Below are 17,603 nucleotides of genomic sequence, written 5' to 3'. Positions count from 1 at the left end.
TTTATAAAAGATAATTTTTATCCCATTTTAAAAAATGGATAAAAAAGCTTTAGGAAAAGGAAAGGTTATGAAAGAAATTTATTTAGACAATAACGCTACTACTATGATAGACCCAAGCGTTTTTGAATTAATGAAGCCGTATTTAGAAAATATATATGGTAATCCAAATTCACTTCATCGCTATGGTCAAGCTACTCATAAAGCATTAAATGATGCTTTAAATAAATTATATAGCGGATTAGGAGCGAGTGATTTAGATGATGTGATTATTACATCTTGTGCTACTGAAAGCATAAACTGGGTTTTAAAAGGAATTTATTTTGATGAGATTTTAAATAAAGATAAAAACGAAATCATTATAAGTGGAGTTGAACACCCAGCAGTTGGTGCAGCCTGTGCTTTTTTAGAAGCTAGATTAGGTGTTAAGGTTAAAACTTTACCTGTAAATAGCGAAGGCACTTGCAATGTTGATGATTTAAAAGCAATGATAAGCGATAAAACAGCACTTGTGAATGTTATGTGGGCAAATAATGAAACAGGAATGATTTTCCCTATTAAAGAATTAGCTCAAGTTGCACATGAGCATGGAGCTTTATTTCACACTGATGCAACCCAAGCAGTTGGTAAAATAAAAGTTGATTTTAGAAGTGCAGGAGTTGATTTTGCGTCATTTTCAGCACACAAATTCCACGGGCCAAAAGGCGTTGGTGGTCTTTATATAAAACAAGGTTTAAAACTTACTTCATTACTTCACGGCGGAGAGCATATGGGTGGTCGTAGAAGTGGGACATTAAATGTAGCTGGAATAGTTGGAATGGCAGAAGCATTAAGACTTGCTAATTTAATGCTTGATTACGAAAACTCTCATATAAGAAGATTAAGAGATAAATTAGAAGATGAGATTTTAACAATTCCTGATGTTAGTGTAGTAGGAATTAGGGCAAATAGAGTTCCTAATACTATTTTAGCAAGTATTAAGGGTGTTGAAGGTGAAGCGATGCTATGGGATTTAAATAAGGCTGGAATTGCAGCAAGTACAGGAAGTGCTTGTGCTTCTGAAACTCTTGAGAGTAATCCTATTATGGAAGCAATAGGAGCTGAAGCTGATTTAGCTCATACGGCTTTAAGATTAAGTCTTAGTCGTTTTAATACAGAAAGTGAAATTGATTACGCAGCAGAACAAATTAAAGCAGCAGCTAAGCGTTTAAGAGCAATTTCTAGCACTTACGCTTATTCTCCAAGCTGGCTTAAAAAGGATAAATAATGGCAAAAAATAATTTAATAAGTGGTTCAATTTGGGATGAATATTCACAAAAGGTTCAAGATTTAATGAATAATCCAATTCATATGGGTGAGCTTACAGAAGAAGACGCAAAAGCTACTAATACAAGATTAATAGTTGCAGATTTTGGAGCTGAAAGTTGTGGCGATGCTGTTAGGCTTTATTGGTTAGTAGATGAAGCTACTAATATTATTAAGGACGCAAAATTTAAAAGCTTTGGCTGTGGGACTGCAATTGCTAGTAGTGATACAATGGCAGGACTTTGTATAGGTAAAAGTGTTGATGAAGCTGTAAAAATTACAAATATAGATGTGGAATTTGCAATGCGTGATAATCCTGATACTCCTGCAGTTCCACCTCAAAAAATGCACTGCAGTGTAATGGCGTATGATGTTATAAAAGCTGCAGCAGCTCAATATAAAGGTATTAACCCTGAAGATTTTGAAGATGAGATTATAGTTTGTGAATGTGCTAGAGTAAGCCTAAAAACTATTAAAGAAGTAATAAAATTAAATGATTTAAAATCAGTTGAGCAAATTACTCAATATACTAAAGCAGGTGGCTTTTGCAAATCTTGTGTAAGACCTGGTGGTCATGAAAAAAGAGAGTATTATTTGGTTGATATATTGGCTGAAACTAGAGCTGAAATGGATAAAGAACGCTTGAAAAAAGCTAATTTAAGTGATAATTTTGATGATTTAACCGTTGTAAAACAAATTAAAGCAGTTGAAGAATTATTAGATACTGAAATTCGCCCAATGCTACATATGGATGGTGGAGATTTAGAAGTAATTGATATTCAAAAAAGTAGCGATGGAATGTGTGATTTATATATTAGATATCTAGGCGCATGTAGTGGCTGTTCTAGTGGAAGCACTGGGACATTATATGCTATTGAAAATATTCTTCAAGAAAATCTTAGTCCAAACATTAGAGTAATTCCAGTGTGATTAAAAAATAGGAAATATTTTTATTTCCTATTTTAATTTTTCTTATTATATATCACTCATAATATTGCTAAAGAATTTAAAATCAAGTATTTTAAGAAGTAGATATATTGCATATAAGTAGCAATTTTTTAAAAATTTACTTGATTATAAAATAGATTAAAGTTTTATATATGGGACTTTAAATAACTTTTAAAAGTATAAAAACTAATATATAAAATTACTTAGAATAACACATATAATTTTTATAAAACTTCATAAAACACACGAAATTAAATTAGCATTGAAAGTAATTTAAGGTTTTAACTAAATAAACTTAAAAAATATATTTTATAAAAACTTCTTATAGCTCTAATATAACGAAGTTTTAAATTAATTTCTAAAAATAATCTTAATTAAAACCTATAGACTAAATCTAATATCATATTTAATTATTAAACAAAAATATTAGATAAACCGAATTTATAAGAAAATAGATTAATTTTGTAATTTATTTTCACTTAATAATCTTGTTAATTCTCCTGCTTTTGCTGGGGTCATTTTTGCTAGTATTGATGATATTTTTTTAGCTTCAAGACTTAAAAATATTTTTATAACTTCTTTTTCATCCATTGTTTCTAAAATAGCCGCCGCCGCTGCATCTTTCATCTTAGCATAAGCATTTGATACCTTACTCATTTTAGTTTCTGTAATTTCATTTTTTAATTGTCTAATTTCGGCTAAAATTTTTGCATTATTGTTTCTAATTTCATCTAATTTATCTTGTTCTTTTTTTATCTCTTCTAACATTGCTAAGTTTTTTTCTTCTTTTTCTTTTTGAATAGCTAAAAAAGCAGCTTTATAGCTTTCTAATGCTTGTTTTGCTTCGTCTAGCTCTTCTATTTTTCTATCCATTTGTAATTGCTGACTATTAAAATAAGCACTGCAATCTTGTGCATAAGTAAAAGAGATTAAACTCATAAGAATTAATAATTTTTTCAAGATTTTTCCTTTTTTAACATTGTTATTAAAATACCAATCATAATTAAAGCAAATCCAATTATTTGAACGATTAATAAGCTTGTCCCTAACCATAAATATCCAATAATTGCAGCAGCTAATGGTTCGTTTGATGATATTAAACTAGCTTTACTTGCTCCTATTTCTTGCAAACCAACCATAAAAAAACCAAAAGCCATAGTAGTTCCAACTACAATTACTCCTAACATAGCAAGTATTAATTCTAAATCAATTTGCACTTCAAATTCCCAAATCTTTTGATATACACAAAAAGCAATTCCTGCAATAATCATAGCAAAACCTAAATTAGGCAAAGGAGAATAAATCATATTAATTTTTCTAGGAATAATTGCATAGCAAACTGCTCCAATTGATGATAAAAAGCATATAATTAAAGCCTTAGTAGAGATTACAAATTTATTAAAATCACCATTAGTTGATAGCAAAAAAGCTCCACATAATACACAAATTAAAGCTAGAATTTCATATATGTTAGGAAATCTTTTTTGTTCAAAACATACGATTAGCACTATAAAAACAGGAGCTGTATATTGAATTACGGTAGCAATTGCAGCATTGCTTAATTCAATTCCGTAAAAGTATGTATATTGACACATAAAAATGCCGAAAAATGAAAATATTAATAATGTAAATAGGTGCTTTGTGTTTTTAAAAATTAAAAAATTAATTTTGATTTTTCTTACTAAACAAAATAAAAGCATTAATATTCCAGCAAATAATAATCTTAATGGCACTAAAAAATCAGCATTTAAGCCTTTTTTTAAGAATATAAATTCTCCACAAACACCACTAAATCCCCAGCAAATTCCACCTAAAAAAACTAAAATTACCCCATAATTTTTATTCATATTAATCCTTTAAGTAATTATAGTTTAATTATTGCTTTATTTTCTTAATTTTTATAATTAATTAATTTATTTTAAAAAATGCTTAAAATACCATAAATTTAAATAAAAATTATAATTTATATAATAATTATTATTAGAATTTAAAATAATTTTTCAGTTTATTTTAAAACTAAATAATTAAAATAAAAATATAATTTTAATTTAAGGAGGATAAAGATGAAAATCTTTAAAAAAGTTTCAAGTTCATTGGTTTTAGCTACTATGCTAATGGGGGGGGGTAATTTATTTGCTTTAAGCGAAGGTAATGAATATATTACATTAAGCACTCCTATTCCAAATGCTCAAAATTCAGTTTATGAAATATGGTCTTATAGATGCACACATTGTTATTCACATCATAAAGCAAAAACTATGGAAAAAATCCAAGTTGCATTTCCTAATGTAAAAGTTGGATATTTATTAGTAAAAACTATGGGAGATTATGGCAAACAAGCTGCTGAAGTTTTAGCTTATGCGCAAAATGAAGATGAAAAAGCAGGAAGAAAAGTTGCTGACGCACATAGCTTACATCATAAAGTAAGTGATGCTTATTTTTCAGCTTATTTTAAGAAAAATCAAAGATGGGGAAATGGTGCTGAGCCAGATAAATTTTATGAAACAGGTCTAAAAGCTTTAGGAATTGATAAAGCAAAATTAGATGAGTTTTTGGCTACTCCTAAGGCTCAAGAAATCATTGCTTCTTATGAAATCGCTGATCCTATTTCAAAGAATTTCGGAACTCCAGGTTTTGTAGTTAATGGGAAATATGAAGTAAATATTTCAAAAATTGGCTCACCTGAAGCTTTAGTTGAGGTTATTAAAGAATTACTTAGTATGTAAGGAGTTTTGCTATGAAGCTTCTTAATAAATTAACAAGCCTACAAGAAGGTAGGCTTTTATGGATATTAATGGTTATTGTTACACTAGGTCTTACTTGTGTAGCACATTATTTCTTTCAAGATTATTTATATATGCAGCCTTGCGAACAATGCGTATATATTAGATATGCAATGATAGTAATGGCAATAGGTGGCATAATAGCAGCTATTTATCCACATCAACTAACTAGAATTATTGGATATACTTTAGGTTTTTATGGTTGTTTAATAGGTTTTGGATTTTGTATAACTTTAAATGAAATTCACGAAGCAGTGCATAATGCAAATGCTTTTGGTGGAGTGCAAGGTTGTAGAGAAATTCCAATATATCCTTTTGCATTGCCTTTACACGAATTAGCACCAGGCTGGTTTTTACCTACTGGAGAATGTGGTCTTGATAATCCTATCGTGCCTGAAGATGCTTATGCTACTTTAAGTTCTTTTCAGCAATTTTTTGTAGGAACTGAAGCGGGTGATTTTGAAGATGGATTTTATTCGCAAGGTTGGTATTTAATACCTAGTTTACATTTTATGAATATGGCAATTGCATGTTTATTATGCTTTGTATGTTGTTTTATTGCACTTTTAGCAATGTTTATAGGTTTTATATCAAAACCTTGCAAATGTGCAAAAATTGGTGCTATTATTGTAATAGCTATTACTTTGATTTTATTTTTTAGTGGAAATGCTATTAAAGCAGCAAAAATTGCTTCAATGGCAGCTGGAATTTGAATATATTAATTTTTTAAAGGAGATTAAAATGAAAAAGGTATTGAGTTTATTTGCAGCGGCTGCAATTCTTTCAACAAGTGCTTATGCTATAGGTGGTGCTAGTGGTGCTAAGACTGATTATCACAAACAAGGCAAAATCGGTGAATTAGTAATGAACCCTTATAAAATCGCTCCCCTTACTGCAGTTATTAAAAATGGTGGTTATAAATTAAGCGATGTTAGCGTTGAAATTGTTCCTAAGGAAAACGGAGTTCCTTTAAAATATAATGTTGCTAATAAATTTTTATTAACTCACGGCGGAATTCCAGTTTTTGGACTATATCCTAATTATTACAATACAGTTAAGGTTAGCTATACAAAAGAAGCAAATGGCAAAAAAGAAAGAGTAGAAAACGAAGTTTATGAAATGTATGCTAGTGCTATTTATGTAGAAGCTAGTGGAATTAAATTTCAAAAAGCTGCATTATTTAGTGAAGCTAAAGTAAGTAAAGTTGACCCAGAATTTAAAGATAGACTTTATTTTGTAAATAATATTGAAGAAAAAAGTGGAGCAGGAACTAAAGTAGTATGGAATAACCCAACAGGTGGGGCATTAGAATGGAATTACTATCCACAAAACTTTATCATTGATACAACAGGAGAAGTTAGATGGTATATGTTAGCTACTCCAATTTATGACCTTGATAGCTCAACTATGGCTGGTGTTATGATGGGCTTTAAACAAGATACTGATGGTGCTTTAGTTTGGGGATATGGTCAAAGATATGCAAAATATGACATAATGGGAAGAGAGATTTTCAATCGTCGCTTACCTGCAAACTATATTGACTATTCACACCAACTTGATGTTGCAGCTAATGGAAATTATTTTTTAAGAGTTGCTAGTGCAAATACACTTCGCCCTGATGGTAAAAATGTAAGAACGGTAAGAGATGTTATCGTAGAAATTGATAGAGATGGTAATGTGGTTGATGATTGGAGATTATACGAAATACTTGACCCATATAGAGATATAGCATTAAAAGTTCTTGACCAAGGTGCAGTATGTTTAAATATTGATGCAAATAAAGCAGGTCAAACTTTAAGTGCTGAAGAATTAGCAAAACTTGATAGTAGTGATAAGTTTGGAGATATTGTTGGAACTGGAGCAGGTCGCAACTGGGCTCATGTAAATAGTGTTAGTTATGATCCAAGTGATGATAGTATTATCATTTCATCTCGCCATCAAAATGCGGTTGTAAAAATTGGTCGTGATAAAAAAATCAAGTGGATTTTAGGTGCTCACAAAGGTTGGAAAGATGAGTTTAAAAAATACTTATTACAACCTGTAGATAATAAAGGTAAAAAAATTGAGTGTGATGATGAATATAGTAAATGTCCAGGATATGAAAATCCTGAAGGTGGATTTGACTTCACTTGGACTCAACACACAGCTTATAGAATTCATGAATTAAGTAAAAAAGGTGTTACTTATATAACCGTATTTGATAACGGAGATAGTCGTGGTATGGAACAACCTGCGTTTCCAACTGATAAATACTCTCGTGCAGTTGTTTATAAAATAGATGAGAAAAAAATGAGCGTTGAACAAGTTTGGGAATACGGCAAACAAAGAGGTCATGAATGGTATAGCCCTGTAACTTCTCTAGCTCAATATAATGCAGATAAAAACTCAATTTTTGCATATTCGGCTACTGCGGGGGCTAATTTTGATTTAGCAAATGGAGCATTCACTTCAGCACCAAATCCATACATTATGGAATTTAAATATGGCTCAACCACTCCTAGCGTTGAAATCCAATTAAAAGATACAACAGGCTATCAAGCGTGGCCGTTTGATTTAGGCAAAGCACTTAGTAAATAAGTAAAAAAGAACTAGAATCATTTCTAGTTCTTTAAATTCTTAATAAAATATATAACAATACCTAAGGCTTTTTTGCAATCTTCTTGCTCTCCTAAGCCGCAAGATTTTTTAAAATATTTAAACGCTTTAAATAAATTATTATGTTTTACATACAAAATAGCTATATTTTTACAAGAAATCGCATTATCCATATTACAAGCTTTTAAATGATTTTCAAAACCTAATTTTTCGTTTTTCATCTTATCATTATATAAATATAATTGCCCTAAATTAAAGCAAGAATTTTGGTCATTTAACTTGCAATAATGTTCAAATATTTTAGCGGTTCTATCTAAGTTAGTATTTGTATTTATATACACAAAAGCTAATTGCATACAAGCATCTTTTATATTTGCTTTACAACCTTTAAATAAATATGGTTCTGCTTTAATATCATCTTTTAAAGTATTAGAATAAAATATACCTAAATTCCCACAAGAAATTCCATCATTGTTATTATACTCACAAGATAATTTATAATAATATTCAGCCTTTTGTAAGCTATCTGGATTGTTTTCTTCATTATAAATAGTTGCTAAATTATTACAAGCTTTATATGATTTTTCATTACAAGAGATTATGTATAGTTCTTTTGCTTTTTCTAAATCACATTCAACGCCTAAGCATTTGTGATATTTTAAAGCTTCTTTATAATAATCTTGCGAAAAAGCAATCACGCTAATTAATGCGATTAATAATATTTTTTTCATTTTTTCTCCTTTTTTTCAAGTGTCTTATTTTATTATAATTAAATATCATTTAGCAATTTAGTATTATTGATAGTAATTTTTAATTTATTTAAAAATAAAAATAATAATTGTTATAAATTTCTTGCTAATATTTCAATACTTTAAAATATTATTTAAGGAGAAAAATTGAAAAAGTTAGCTTTAACAATTCTAGCAAGTAGTGTGCTTTTGGCAAATGGTGTGGTGAATGTCTATACTTCAAGGCATTATGATTCGGATAAAATCGTATTTGACGCATTTACAGCAAAAACAGGTATCAAGGTTAATTTAGTTCAGGATAAAATTGACCCACTTATAACTAAATTAGAGCAAGAAGGCAAAGATACTCAAGCTGATTTGTTTATGACAGTTGGAGCTGGGGATTTATACAAAGCAAAATCAAAAGGCTTATTACAACCTTACTCATCAAAAATAGTTGATGAAAAAGTTCCTGCAAAATTTAGTGATAAAGACAAAACTTGGGCAGGAGTAACCTATAGAGCTAGAGTATTTGTGTATGACCCAAAACAAATTAGTGAAAAAGACCTTAGCACTTATGAAGCATTAGCTGATGAGAAGTTTAAGGGTAAGGTTTTAACTCGCTCTTCAACAGCTTCATATAACCGCCATTTAATCGCATTTATGATAGCAAAAGATGGGCTTAACCAAACTCAAGATTGGGCTAAAAAATTAGTTGCTAATTTTGCAAGAGAGCCAAAAGGCAATGATAGAGACCAAGCAAAAGCAATTGTAAGTGGCACAGGGGCAATTGCTATTATGAATAGCTATTATCTAGGTAGAATGTCTGTATCAAAAGATCCAATTGAACAAGAAGTATTTAAAAATCTTAAAATATTCTTCCCAAATCAAAACGATGGTGGAACGCATATAAATATAAGTGGAGCAGGTATTACAAAATATGCTAAAAATGTAAAAGAAGCAACCGCTTTAATGGAGTTTTTAGTAAGTAAAGAAGCTCAAGAGATTTTAGCTCAAACAAATTATGAATTCCCAGTAAATAGCGAAGCAAGTCCTGCTGATGTGGTTAAATCATGGGGTGAGTTTAAAGCAAGTGAAATTGATTTTAACGAAATAGCAAAAAATCTTGAAACCGCTCAAGTAGTAGCTGATAAGGCTTTATGGAAGTGAGAAGATTAAGCGATTTTTTAGCTTATTTGATATTATTTATAATATTAATTCCTATTTTTTATATTATATTTTTTATAACACAGCCGATGAAAGAAAATACGGCTGTGTTATTTGATAGCTACTTAGTAGAATATCTAAAAAATACAGGAATTATTGTGCTATTTACCCTGATTTTTTCTACGATTATTGGGGTGTTCTTAGCTTATTTTGAGAGTTTTTATGAGTTTAGATTTAGGAAATTTTTTAAGTTTTGCTTGGTTTTACCTTTTGCAATTCCTAGCTATTTGTTTGCCTATGTTTATGCTGATTTTTTCTCTTATTTTTCTTGGTTTAATATATTTTTAAGGGATACATTTAATATTAAAATCCATTTTGATATGATGAATATTTATGGAGTTATTTTTGTATTTTCAATATCGTTTTTTCCTTATACTTACATACTTACAAGGGGATTTTTAGCTAGATTTGCTTCTAGTTTAATTTATAGTGCAAGAAGTCTAGGTAAAAATGAATTTGAGATATTTTTTAAAGTCATTTTGCCTTTATCAAGACCTGTTATTGTAGCTGGTGCAAGTTTGTGTGCTATGGAGACACTTAATGCTTATGGAGCGCCGAATTATTATGGTCTGCATGTATTTAGCACAGGTATTTACAAAGCTTGGATTGGATATGGGGATTTAAATGCTGCTATTAAATTAGCTGTGATTTTATTATTAATAGTATTTTTTATCTTATTTATTGAGAAAATCACTCAAAGACCTTATGAATTAGGCTCAAAACAATACGCATTAACAAGGACAAAACTTAGCAAAAAAGCCGAAATAATTGTGCTTAGCTTGTTTTTTATAATTTTATTTATTAGCTTTATTTTGCCTGTTATTCACATTTTAATATGGTTTAAGAGAAGTTATTTTGATGTTGATTATGCTAATTTATTTGCACTTAGTAAAAATAGCTTTTTTTTAAGTGTAGTTTCTAGTGTGATTATTTTGATAATTGCTTTATTTTTAGCAGCAAATCAACGCTTTAAAAACAATAAATCAAAATTAATAATAAGCTCTTTAGCAAATATGGGCTATAGTATTCCTGGTTCTGTTGTAGCTGTTTGTATGCTTGTTATGTTTATTTTTATAGATAGAAGTTTGGCTTCTTTTTATTCTTACTTAGGAATTAATAAGAGTTTATTTTTAACTTTAAGTCCTGTGATTTTGATATTTGCTTATGTTGTTAGATTTTTATCATTAGGTTTTAATTCAATTAATTCAGGGCTTAATAGACTGCCTAGCTCACTAACTAATGCAAGGCATAGCTTGGGGATAAATCCTTTTAAAGGCTTTTTTAAGATTGAGTTTGTTTTGATAATCCCTAGTTTGCTTAGTTCATTTATATTGATTTTTATTGAAGTGATTAAAGAATTGCCTTTAGCAAGTTTGCTTGCTACGAGTGATTTTAAAACCCTTTCGTTTGAGATGGATAGATATGCAAGTGATGAGCAGCTTGCTATGGTTAGTGCTCCTGCACTTGTGGTTGTATTAACTTGCTTTATATTATTAGTTATATTTAATTTGATTAAGGAAAGAAAATGAATTATTTTGAGTTTAAAAATGTGAGTTTTGGATACGAAAAGCCACTTTTTACAAATCTTAGCTTTAGTCTAAAACAAGGAGAAAAATTAGCCATACTAGGAGAAAGTGGCAGTGGTAAAAGCACAATTTTAAAGCTAATTGCAGGATTTAACGAGCTAAAACAAGGAGAAATCTTTTTAGATAATGAAAATATTAGCAAAATTCCAGCTTATAAAAGAAATATAGGATTTTTATTCCAAGATTATGCTTTATTCCCTCATTTAAATGTATTAGAAAATGTTATGTTTGGTATAAAAGATAAAGATAAAAAACAAATTGCCTTAGATATTTTAAATTCTTTAGATATAAAAAATCTTTTTAATTCTTATCCTAAGACTTTAAGCGGTGGTCAACAACAACGCGTTGCACTTGCAAGGTGTATTGCTCAAAAGCCTAAATTATTGCTTTTAGATGAGCCTTTTTGTGCATTAGATGCTAATTTACGCTCTAGTGTTAGGACATTTGTTTTGGATTTTTTGAATAATTTAAATCTAACTTGCATTATGGTAACTCACGATTTAGCTGATGTGAATGCTTTTAAATCTTCGGTTTTAACATTAAAATGTGTATAAACTACACACTTTTTGAATTTTTTTACAAAAAGTTATTAAAAATGTTAAAAATTATTTTAAAATGAGCTTTTTAAAATTAATCAAAGGATTATTATGAGAACGCAAAACAACTCATTTTCGCTTGTTATTTTAACAGCGTTATTTTTTATGATGGGCTTTTTAACCGTTTTAAACGATATTTTAATCCCACATCTTAAAGAACTTTTTGAATTAACTTATTTTCAATCATCTTTAGTTCAATTTTGCTTTTTTGGAGCGTATTTTATAACTTCTGCATTTTTTGGTAAGCTAATTCAAAAAATTGGCTATCAAAATGGTGTTGTAGGTGGATTTTTATTAGCCACATTAGGTGCTATTTTATTCTATCCTGCAGCAGGAACTCATAGTTATGCTATATTTTTAGGTGCTTTATTTGTTTTAGCTAGTGGGGTAGTGTTACTTCAAGTTACAGGAAATCCGTTCGTTACTTTATTATCACCTAGTGGTAAAGAAGCAAGAAATTTAGCTTTAGTTCAAGCATTTAATTCACTTGGAACAACCGTTGGACCATTTTTTGGTAGCTTATTTATCTTAAGTTCAACTACAAATTTAAGCTTAGAAGAAAAAATAAGCTCAGTTCAATTACCTTATTTAGGAATTGCAGTTGCACTAATTGTTTTAGGAATTTTTGTGAAGTTTTTCATAAAATTACCTGATGTAAGAATTACAGCAGAAGAAATCAGCGAAAACGCACACGATACAAGAACAAGTGCTTGGCAATATAAACACTTGGTTTTAGGTGCTATTGGGATTTTTTGCTATGTTGGTGCTGAAGTTGCTATCGGCTCATTTTTAATTCTTTATTTAATGCCTATTTTAAATATCACTCAAGTAGAAGGTGCTAGTATGATAGCTTATTATTGGGGTGGAGCTATGGTAGGTCGCTTTATTGGAAGTTATATAATGAATTATATTAAACCTGCTTATTGTTTAGCATTCAATGCAGTTATTGCTATGACGCTTTTATTGTGTGCTATTTTAATTGGTGGAGAATTGGGCGCTTACGCAGTTTTAGGTGTTGGATTTTTTAACTCTATTATGTTTCCAACTATTTTTTCACTTGCTACAAATGGACTTGGTCGCTGCACTTCTCAAGCTTCAGGAATTATTTGTATAGCAATCGTTGGTGGAGCTATTATCCCTCCTATTCAAGGAATACTTGCTGATATTGTTAATTTACATATATCTTTCATTATTCCTGCGATTTGCTATTTATATATTTTATTCTTTGCAGTTAAAGGCTATAAATGCAAATAAGAATTTGAATTCAGATTTTTCTGAATTCAAATCTTAAATCTTAACCATAAAAATCCAAGCACAGCAGAACAACAACTAGCACTTAAAACTGCTAATTTTGCACTATTAAAAATTGCTTCATTTCCTTCAAAAACTAATGTATTTATAAAAAAGCTCATTGTAAAGCCAATTCCTGTTAATATACTAGCTCCGTATAAAATCTTTTTGCTAGATGGTAATGTTGCACCTAGTTTATTAGCAAGTAAGCAAAAACTAAATACTCCTAATTGCTTTCCAATAAATAAACCAAAAAATATTCCAAAAAATACACTATTTAAATTGTCTAAATTAAACTCAAGCAATACCCCAGCATTAAATAAAGCAAATATAGGCAATATTGCATAATTTACATAAGGGGTTAAATCGTGCATAATTTGCTCTAAAAATTCTTTATTGTCTTTAGTATGTAAAGGGATAAAAAATGCACAAAGCATTCCAGCTAAAGTAGTATGAACCCCACTTTCTAAAACACAAACCCAAATAAAAGCACCTACTATTAAATAAAACATTTTGTAAGTACAATGGAAAATATTTAATATAAATAATAACCCAACACCAATAGAGCCTAAAACAAGAGAAATATATAAAAGGTCATTTGTATAAAATATCGCAATTATAATAATTGCAGCAATATCATCAAATATTGCAAGGCTTAATAAAAATACTCTTACACTATTTGGAACATAGTTTTTTAGCATTAATAAAATAGCAATAGCAAACGCTGTATCAGTTCCTGTTGGAATTGCAAATCCACTTAATCTATAAGTATCAAAAAAATTAAATATAGAATATATTAAAGCAGGAACCATAATTCCACCTAAAGCACCAGCAAGCGGTAATAATCTTTTGCTATTTGTATTTAGTTCTCCGCATAGAATTTCTTTTTTTACTTCAAGTCCAATCCAAAAGAAAAATATAGCAACCAATCCATCATTTACCCATAAAAACAATGGTTTGCTTAAAGAATAATCTAAAAAGCTAATAGATGCTCTAGCTTCTAAACAAGCATTGTAAAATTCACTAAATGAAGAATTTTTTAAAAATATTGCTAAAAATGTCATAAATAATAATAAAAATGCAGGTAAAAGTTCGTTGTTTTTTATTTTTGATAACATTTCTCTCCTTTTAAATAAATTAAATAAAACATTCTTAGTAAAAAATGCTTGATTTAAAGAATTGTAAAGGTTTTAAAAGCGATATTTACTCTGATAATAATTAAAAAAAATAAATAAAAGTTTATAAAAAATAATAATTTTTATTATTTAATAATTTAAAAATAAAATTAAAATTCCTATTTTAAATTCTTGAATTTAAAATAGGATATTTGAATTATTTTGTTGTATCTGGAAGTTTTTCAATATAAAGGCTAGTTGAAGGGAAAGCAAAACTTAGACCATTTTTCTCAACTATTTTCATAATTTCCATTAATATTTTGCTTTTTTCATCATAATATTGTTTAGCACTAACGCTTTTTATATAAAAGTATAGCTCTACATTGATACTACTTGCAGCAAAATCATCTAGCCAAACATAAATTGATGATTTAAAGCCTTCTAAATCATTGACAGAAATTAAATTTTGTTTGTAATAATTTTTGTTTTTGTGTTGAAATACATCATCGTTTTCGTTAGCAATTATATTATTGCTTGTCAGCAATTCTTTTATATCGTTTATAAAATTTTGTATTTGCTCTGTGCTTGCGTCGTATGTCAAGCCAACGCTCATTCTTACTCTTCTACCATATTTTCTTTTTGAATAATTTTTTATGTTTCCATTTAATATCGTAGAATTTGGGATAAATACTAAGCAGTTATCAAAAGTTCTTATGGTTGTTTTCCTAAGACCTGTTTCAACTATTGTTCCTTCTATTCCGTTAATTTCTACCCAATCACTTTGAGAAAATGAATTATCAAATAACATTAAAACAGAAGCAAAAAAGTTAGCGATAATATCTTTTGCAGCAAGTGCAACTGCTAAACCACCAATACCTAATGAAGCAATAATTGCTGAAATATCAAAACCTAATTTAGCAAGTATGATTAATATAGCTATGAAGACTATTATAAAATATAGTATTTTTAGCATAAGATTTATTATTTCTTTTTTACCGCTTCTTTTAGCAATTTTTGAAATAATTATTACTCCGTATCCATCTAAGATAGTTATTAATAACCAAGTAAATGCCATAGTATTAATAATGCCAAATAGCGTTAGTATAAGTGTCATAATTGGAGCAGGATAGAACGCTATTAGAAAACATAACCATAAACCATATATATAAAATAAAGCAATTAATGGTTTTGTTGATTTTTGCAATAATTGCAATGAATGATCATCATGGTTTTTCTTAAATACTCTTAAAATTATTGTAAAAATTATTTTAAGAACTAATTTTTTTAATAAAAATATAAATAGCATTATAAGAGTGCATATTATCACTTTACCAGGATTTATATAATTATTTACTTCTTCTGGAAAATATGAATTAAATTTACTTAAAAATTTATTAGTATCTAGTTGCTTAAAAATATCATTAGTAGTAAATATATCTGTATTTAGTCTAAGATATGTTAAAAGTTCTACATAAGAATTAATTTTAATTTTTACTTCTTGATTATCACTTGTATAATTACTAATCGTTTTTATGCGTTCATCTATTAGATTTTTTAAATCTGTTTTATGCTCTTCTTTAGAATTTAGATAAGAAATAATTTCTAATAAACATTCATAAAAATTTTGTTCTACTGCTTGTAAAATTTTATCATTATTAGTTTTTTTAATATCTTTTAATATGTTTTTGTCTAAATTCTCTGGTGTAATTAGGGTTGGAAATACTGCTAGTATTTGATTTTTTTCATTTTTTAATTCTTTGATTTCAGAATTTATTTTGAGTTTATTTTGGCTGTTTTCATCTTTTTCATCAGCTAAAAATTTATTTAATTCTTCTATTTTTATGTTTTTAGTAGAAAAATTATCAATATTATTTAATAGCTCATTAGAATATAAAAAAACCCCAAATAATAGTATAAATAAAATTCTCATTTAATATCCTTTAATGGTTTAAAGTGTCCGTCATTAGGGCAGTATTCATAGATTTCTCCTGTTTCTATTAAAAAATACCAAGCTCTAATTTTTAATTTATTCTCATCAATTCTTTTTTGAACTTCAGGATAGCCTAATAAATTTTCATAGCTATTTAAAATATTTGCTTTTTCTATCATCCAAGACCTTAATGCGTATTGACCTTCGTAGTGGTTTAGTTCTAATGTAAAATCAACTTGTTGTTTAATATCATCAATTAAAGAAACCCATTTTTTTACGTTAGGTAAAAGTTCTGCTTTTTTACTAGGAATATCTTTACATCCACCGCAGTTGCTATGCCCACATATTATTACATTTTCAACATTTAACGCATATAAAGCATATTCAATAGCTGAAGTTGTTGCTAAATATTCATCTTTTACACGATATGGTGGGATAATATTTGCTATATTTCTTACAACAAATAATTCTCCTGGAACTGTTGAAGTTATTAGATTAGGAATTACTCTTGAATCAGCACAACCTATAAATAATGTATGTGGATTTTGCTCTTCTTTTAAATCTTTAAATAAGTCTTTATGTTCTAAAAACCCTTCTTGCATAAATTGCAATGCGCCTTTTATTAATTTATCCATTTTTTATCCTTGTTAAAAAGCGAAATTATATAAAAAAATTTCAATGAGATATTAACTAACTTAGTTATAATCAAGTGCATTTAATAATAACAAGGAGACAATTATGAGTTTATACGAAAGAACTCGTGCTAGTTCAGCAATTCGCTCAGATGCTGCTATTTTTGTAAGAGATACATATATGTATTTTGCACTTTCACTAGTTGCAGCTACTTTAGGAGCTTATTTAGGTGCTACTTATTTAGCTAGTTTTTTAGTTGGCAATATTTGGGCTAGTATAGGAACGCTTATAGTAGAAATTGCCTTAATTATGATATTAAATAGAAAAAGTGAGGTAACTAATGGTGCTATTGCTATGTTATTTGCATTTGCATTTATTAGTGGATTAAGCCTTACTGGAATTATTTATATTACTTTACAAAGTCAAGCAGGTGCTACAATTATTGCTCAAGCTTTATTTTTAACAACTTTAGCTTTTGCAGGTCTTAGTGTTTTTGCATTCACAACTAAAAGAGATTTTAGCGTTTTTGCTAAAGGATTTTTTATAGTTTTATTAATTATGATAGGTGCGTCTTTATTAAACCTATTTTTCCAAAGCCACCTTTTACATTTAATAGTTTCTTGTGTTGGAGCAATAGTATTTAGCTTCTTTATCATTTATGATACTCAAATGATAATTCGTGGAGCTTATCAAACACCAATTCAAGGTGCAATTGCTTTATACCTTGACTTTATTAATTTATTTATATCTTTATTAAATATCTTAAGAAGCATTAGAGACTAATTTTTAAGCCTTCAATTTTGAAGGCTTTAACTTATTTTAAATTTTATAACATATAATACAAACTTTATTTTTAAACGAAAGAAGTAA

At 28.6% G+C, this 17,603-nt stretch carries 16 protein-coding genes; 10 read left to right on the top strand and 6 right to left on the bottom strand.

Going from position 1 to position 17,603, the window contains the following annotated elements; genetic code table 11:
* Positions 1-67 precede the first annotated feature (67 nt).
* Positions 68-1,264 (top strand): NifS family cysteine desulfurase, encoded by a 1,197-nt coding sequence (locus AVBRAN9334_RS00280; RefSeq protein ID WP_336606705.1) that lies wholly within the window; start codon positions 68-70, stop codon positions 1,262-1,264.
* Positions 1,264-2,232, top strand: a complete 969-nt coding sequence (locus AVBRAN9334_RS00275) for an iron-sulfur cluster assembly scaffold protein (protein WP_214116889.1) — start codon at positions 1,264-1,266, stop codon at positions 2,230-2,232. The genes AVBRAN9334_RS00280 and AVBRAN9334_RS00275 overlap by 1 nt, the downstream gene beginning before the upstream one ends.
* A gap of 474 nt (positions 2,233-2,706) precedes the next feature.
* Here the strand turns inward: AVBRAN9334_RS00275 and AVBRAN9334_RS00270 are convergent, their stop codons facing one another.
* Both AVBRAN9334_RS00270 and AVBRAN9334_RS00265 read right to left on the bottom strand, forming a co-directional pair.
* Complete coding sequence (locus tag AVBRAN9334_RS00270) at positions 2,707-3,210, bottom strand: nucleosidase (protein WP_336606704.1); 504 nt, start codon at positions 3,208-3,210, stop codon at positions 2,707-2,709.
* The gene (locus tag AVBRAN9334_RS00265; RefSeq protein WP_336606703.1) at positions 3,207-4,097 is read right to left on the bottom strand and encodes a DMT family transporter; all 891 of its coding nucleotides are present in this window, start codon (positions 4,095-4,097) and stop codon (positions 3,207-3,209) included. Before AVBRAN9334_RS00265 ends, AVBRAN9334_RS00270 begins: the two co-directional genes overlap by 4 nt.
* A gap of 216 nt (positions 4,098-4,313) precedes the next feature.
* Here AVBRAN9334_RS00265 and AVBRAN9334_RS00260 point away from each other — a divergent pair, with 216 nt between their 5' ends.
* The 3 genes from AVBRAN9334_RS00260 to AVBRAN9334_RS00250 are packed head-to-tail and all read left to right on the top strand — an operon-like array spanning position 4,314 to position 7,610.
* Positions 4,314-4,976, top strand: coding sequence for a thiol:disulfide interchange protein DsbA/DsbL (locus AVBRAN9334_RS00260; RefSeq protein WP_336606702.1), 663 nt, complete (start codon positions 4,314-4,316; stop codon positions 4,974-4,976).
* Between the two features lie 11 nt (positions 4,977-4,987).
* Positions 4,988-5,746 (top strand): protein-disulfide oxidoreductase DsbI, encoded by a 759-nt coding sequence (gene dsbI / locus AVBRAN9334_RS00255; RefSeq protein ID WP_336606701.1) that lies wholly within the window; start codon positions 4,988-4,990, stop codon positions 5,744-5,746.
* A gap of 28 nt (positions 5,747-5,774) precedes the next feature.
* Positions 5,775-7,610 (top strand): aryl-sulfate sulfotransferase, encoded by a 1,836-nt coding sequence (locus AVBRAN9334_RS00250; protein ID WP_336606700.1) that lies wholly within the window; start codon positions 5,775-5,777, stop codon positions 7,608-7,610.
* 23 nt (positions 7,611-7,633) lie between these two features.
* Here AVBRAN9334_RS00250 and AVBRAN9334_RS00245 read toward each other — a convergent pair whose 3' ends face one another.
* The gene (locus AVBRAN9334_RS00245; protein WP_214116874.1) at positions 7,634-8,359 is read right to left on the bottom strand and encodes a tetratricopeptide repeat protein; all 726 of its coding nucleotides are present in this window, start codon (positions 8,357-8,359) and stop codon (positions 7,634-7,636) included.
* A gap of 165 nt (positions 8,360-8,524) precedes the next feature.
* Between AVBRAN9334_RS00245 and AVBRAN9334_RS00240 the strand changes: the two genes are divergently transcribed.
* The 4 genes from AVBRAN9334_RS00240 to AVBRAN9334_RS00225 all read left to right on the top strand — a co-directional run bounded on the left by AVBRAN9334_RS00240 (position 8,525) and on the right by AVBRAN9334_RS00225 (position 13,019).
* Positions 8,525-9,526, top strand: a complete 1,002-nt coding sequence (locus AVBRAN9334_RS00240; RefSeq protein ID WP_214119796.1) for a Fe(3+) ABC transporter substrate-binding protein — start codon at positions 8,525-8,527, stop codon at positions 9,524-9,526.
* An 86-nt stretch (positions 9,527-9,612) separates the two neighbouring features.
* Positions 9,613-11,112, top strand: a complete 1,500-nt coding sequence (locus AVBRAN9334_RS00235) for an ABC transporter permease (protein ID WP_336606699.1) — start codon at positions 9,613-9,615, stop codon at positions 11,110-11,112.
* Positions 11,109-11,723, top strand: coding sequence for an ABC transporter ATP-binding protein (locus tag AVBRAN9334_RS00230; RefSeq protein WP_214149893.1), 615 nt, complete (start codon positions 11,109-11,111; stop codon positions 11,721-11,723). Before AVBRAN9334_RS00235 ends, AVBRAN9334_RS00230 begins: the two co-directional genes overlap by 4 nt.
* Before the next feature lie 93 nt (positions 11,724-11,816).
* Positions 11,817-13,019 (top strand): sugar MFS transporter, encoded by a 1,203-nt coding sequence (locus AVBRAN9334_RS00225; RefSeq protein ID WP_336606698.1) that lies wholly within the window; start codon positions 11,817-11,819, stop codon positions 13,017-13,019.
* Between the two features lie 26 nt (positions 13,020-13,045).
* Here AVBRAN9334_RS00225 and nhaA read toward each other — a convergent pair whose 3' ends face one another.
* The 3 genes from nhaA to AVBRAN9334_RS00210 all read right to left on the bottom strand — a co-directional run bounded on the left by nhaA (position 13,046) and on the right by AVBRAN9334_RS00210 (position 16,735).
* A complete protein-coding gene (gene nhaA, locus AVBRAN9334_RS00220) occupies positions 13,046-14,173 on the bottom strand; it encodes a Na+/H+ antiporter NhaA (protein ID WP_214116864.1) in 1,128 nt (375 codons plus the stop codon).
* 214 nt (positions 14,174-14,387) lie between these two features.
* Complete coding sequence (locus tag AVBRAN9334_RS00215; protein WP_336606697.1) at positions 14,388-16,100, bottom strand: mechanosensitive ion channel family protein; 1,713 nt, start codon at positions 16,098-16,100, stop codon at positions 14,388-14,390.
* On the bottom strand, positions 16,097-16,735 hold the full coding sequence (locus AVBRAN9334_RS00210; protein ID WP_214116860.1) for a carbonic anhydrase: 639 nt from the start codon (positions 16,733-16,735) through the stop codon (positions 16,097-16,099). Before AVBRAN9334_RS00210 ends, AVBRAN9334_RS00215 begins: the two co-directional genes overlap by 4 nt.
* Before the next feature lie 103 nt (positions 16,736-16,838).
* Here AVBRAN9334_RS00210 and AVBRAN9334_RS00205 point away from each other — a divergent pair, with 103 nt between their 5' ends.
* Positions 16,839-17,516, top strand: coding sequence for a Bax inhibitor-1/YccA family protein (locus AVBRAN9334_RS00205; RefSeq protein WP_214116858.1), 678 nt, complete (start codon positions 16,839-16,841; stop codon positions 17,514-17,516).
* Positions 17,517-17,603 lie beyond the last annotated feature (87 nt).

It is taken from the genome of Campylobacter sp. RM9334 (genome assembly GCF_020138145.1).
Taxonomy (GTDB): domain Bacteria; phylum Campylobacterota; class Campylobacteria; order Campylobacterales; family Campylobacteraceae; genus Campylobacter_E.
The sequence above is the reverse complement of the archived record's forward strand: the minus strand, read 5'-3'. Positions and strand labels throughout refer to the sequence as shown.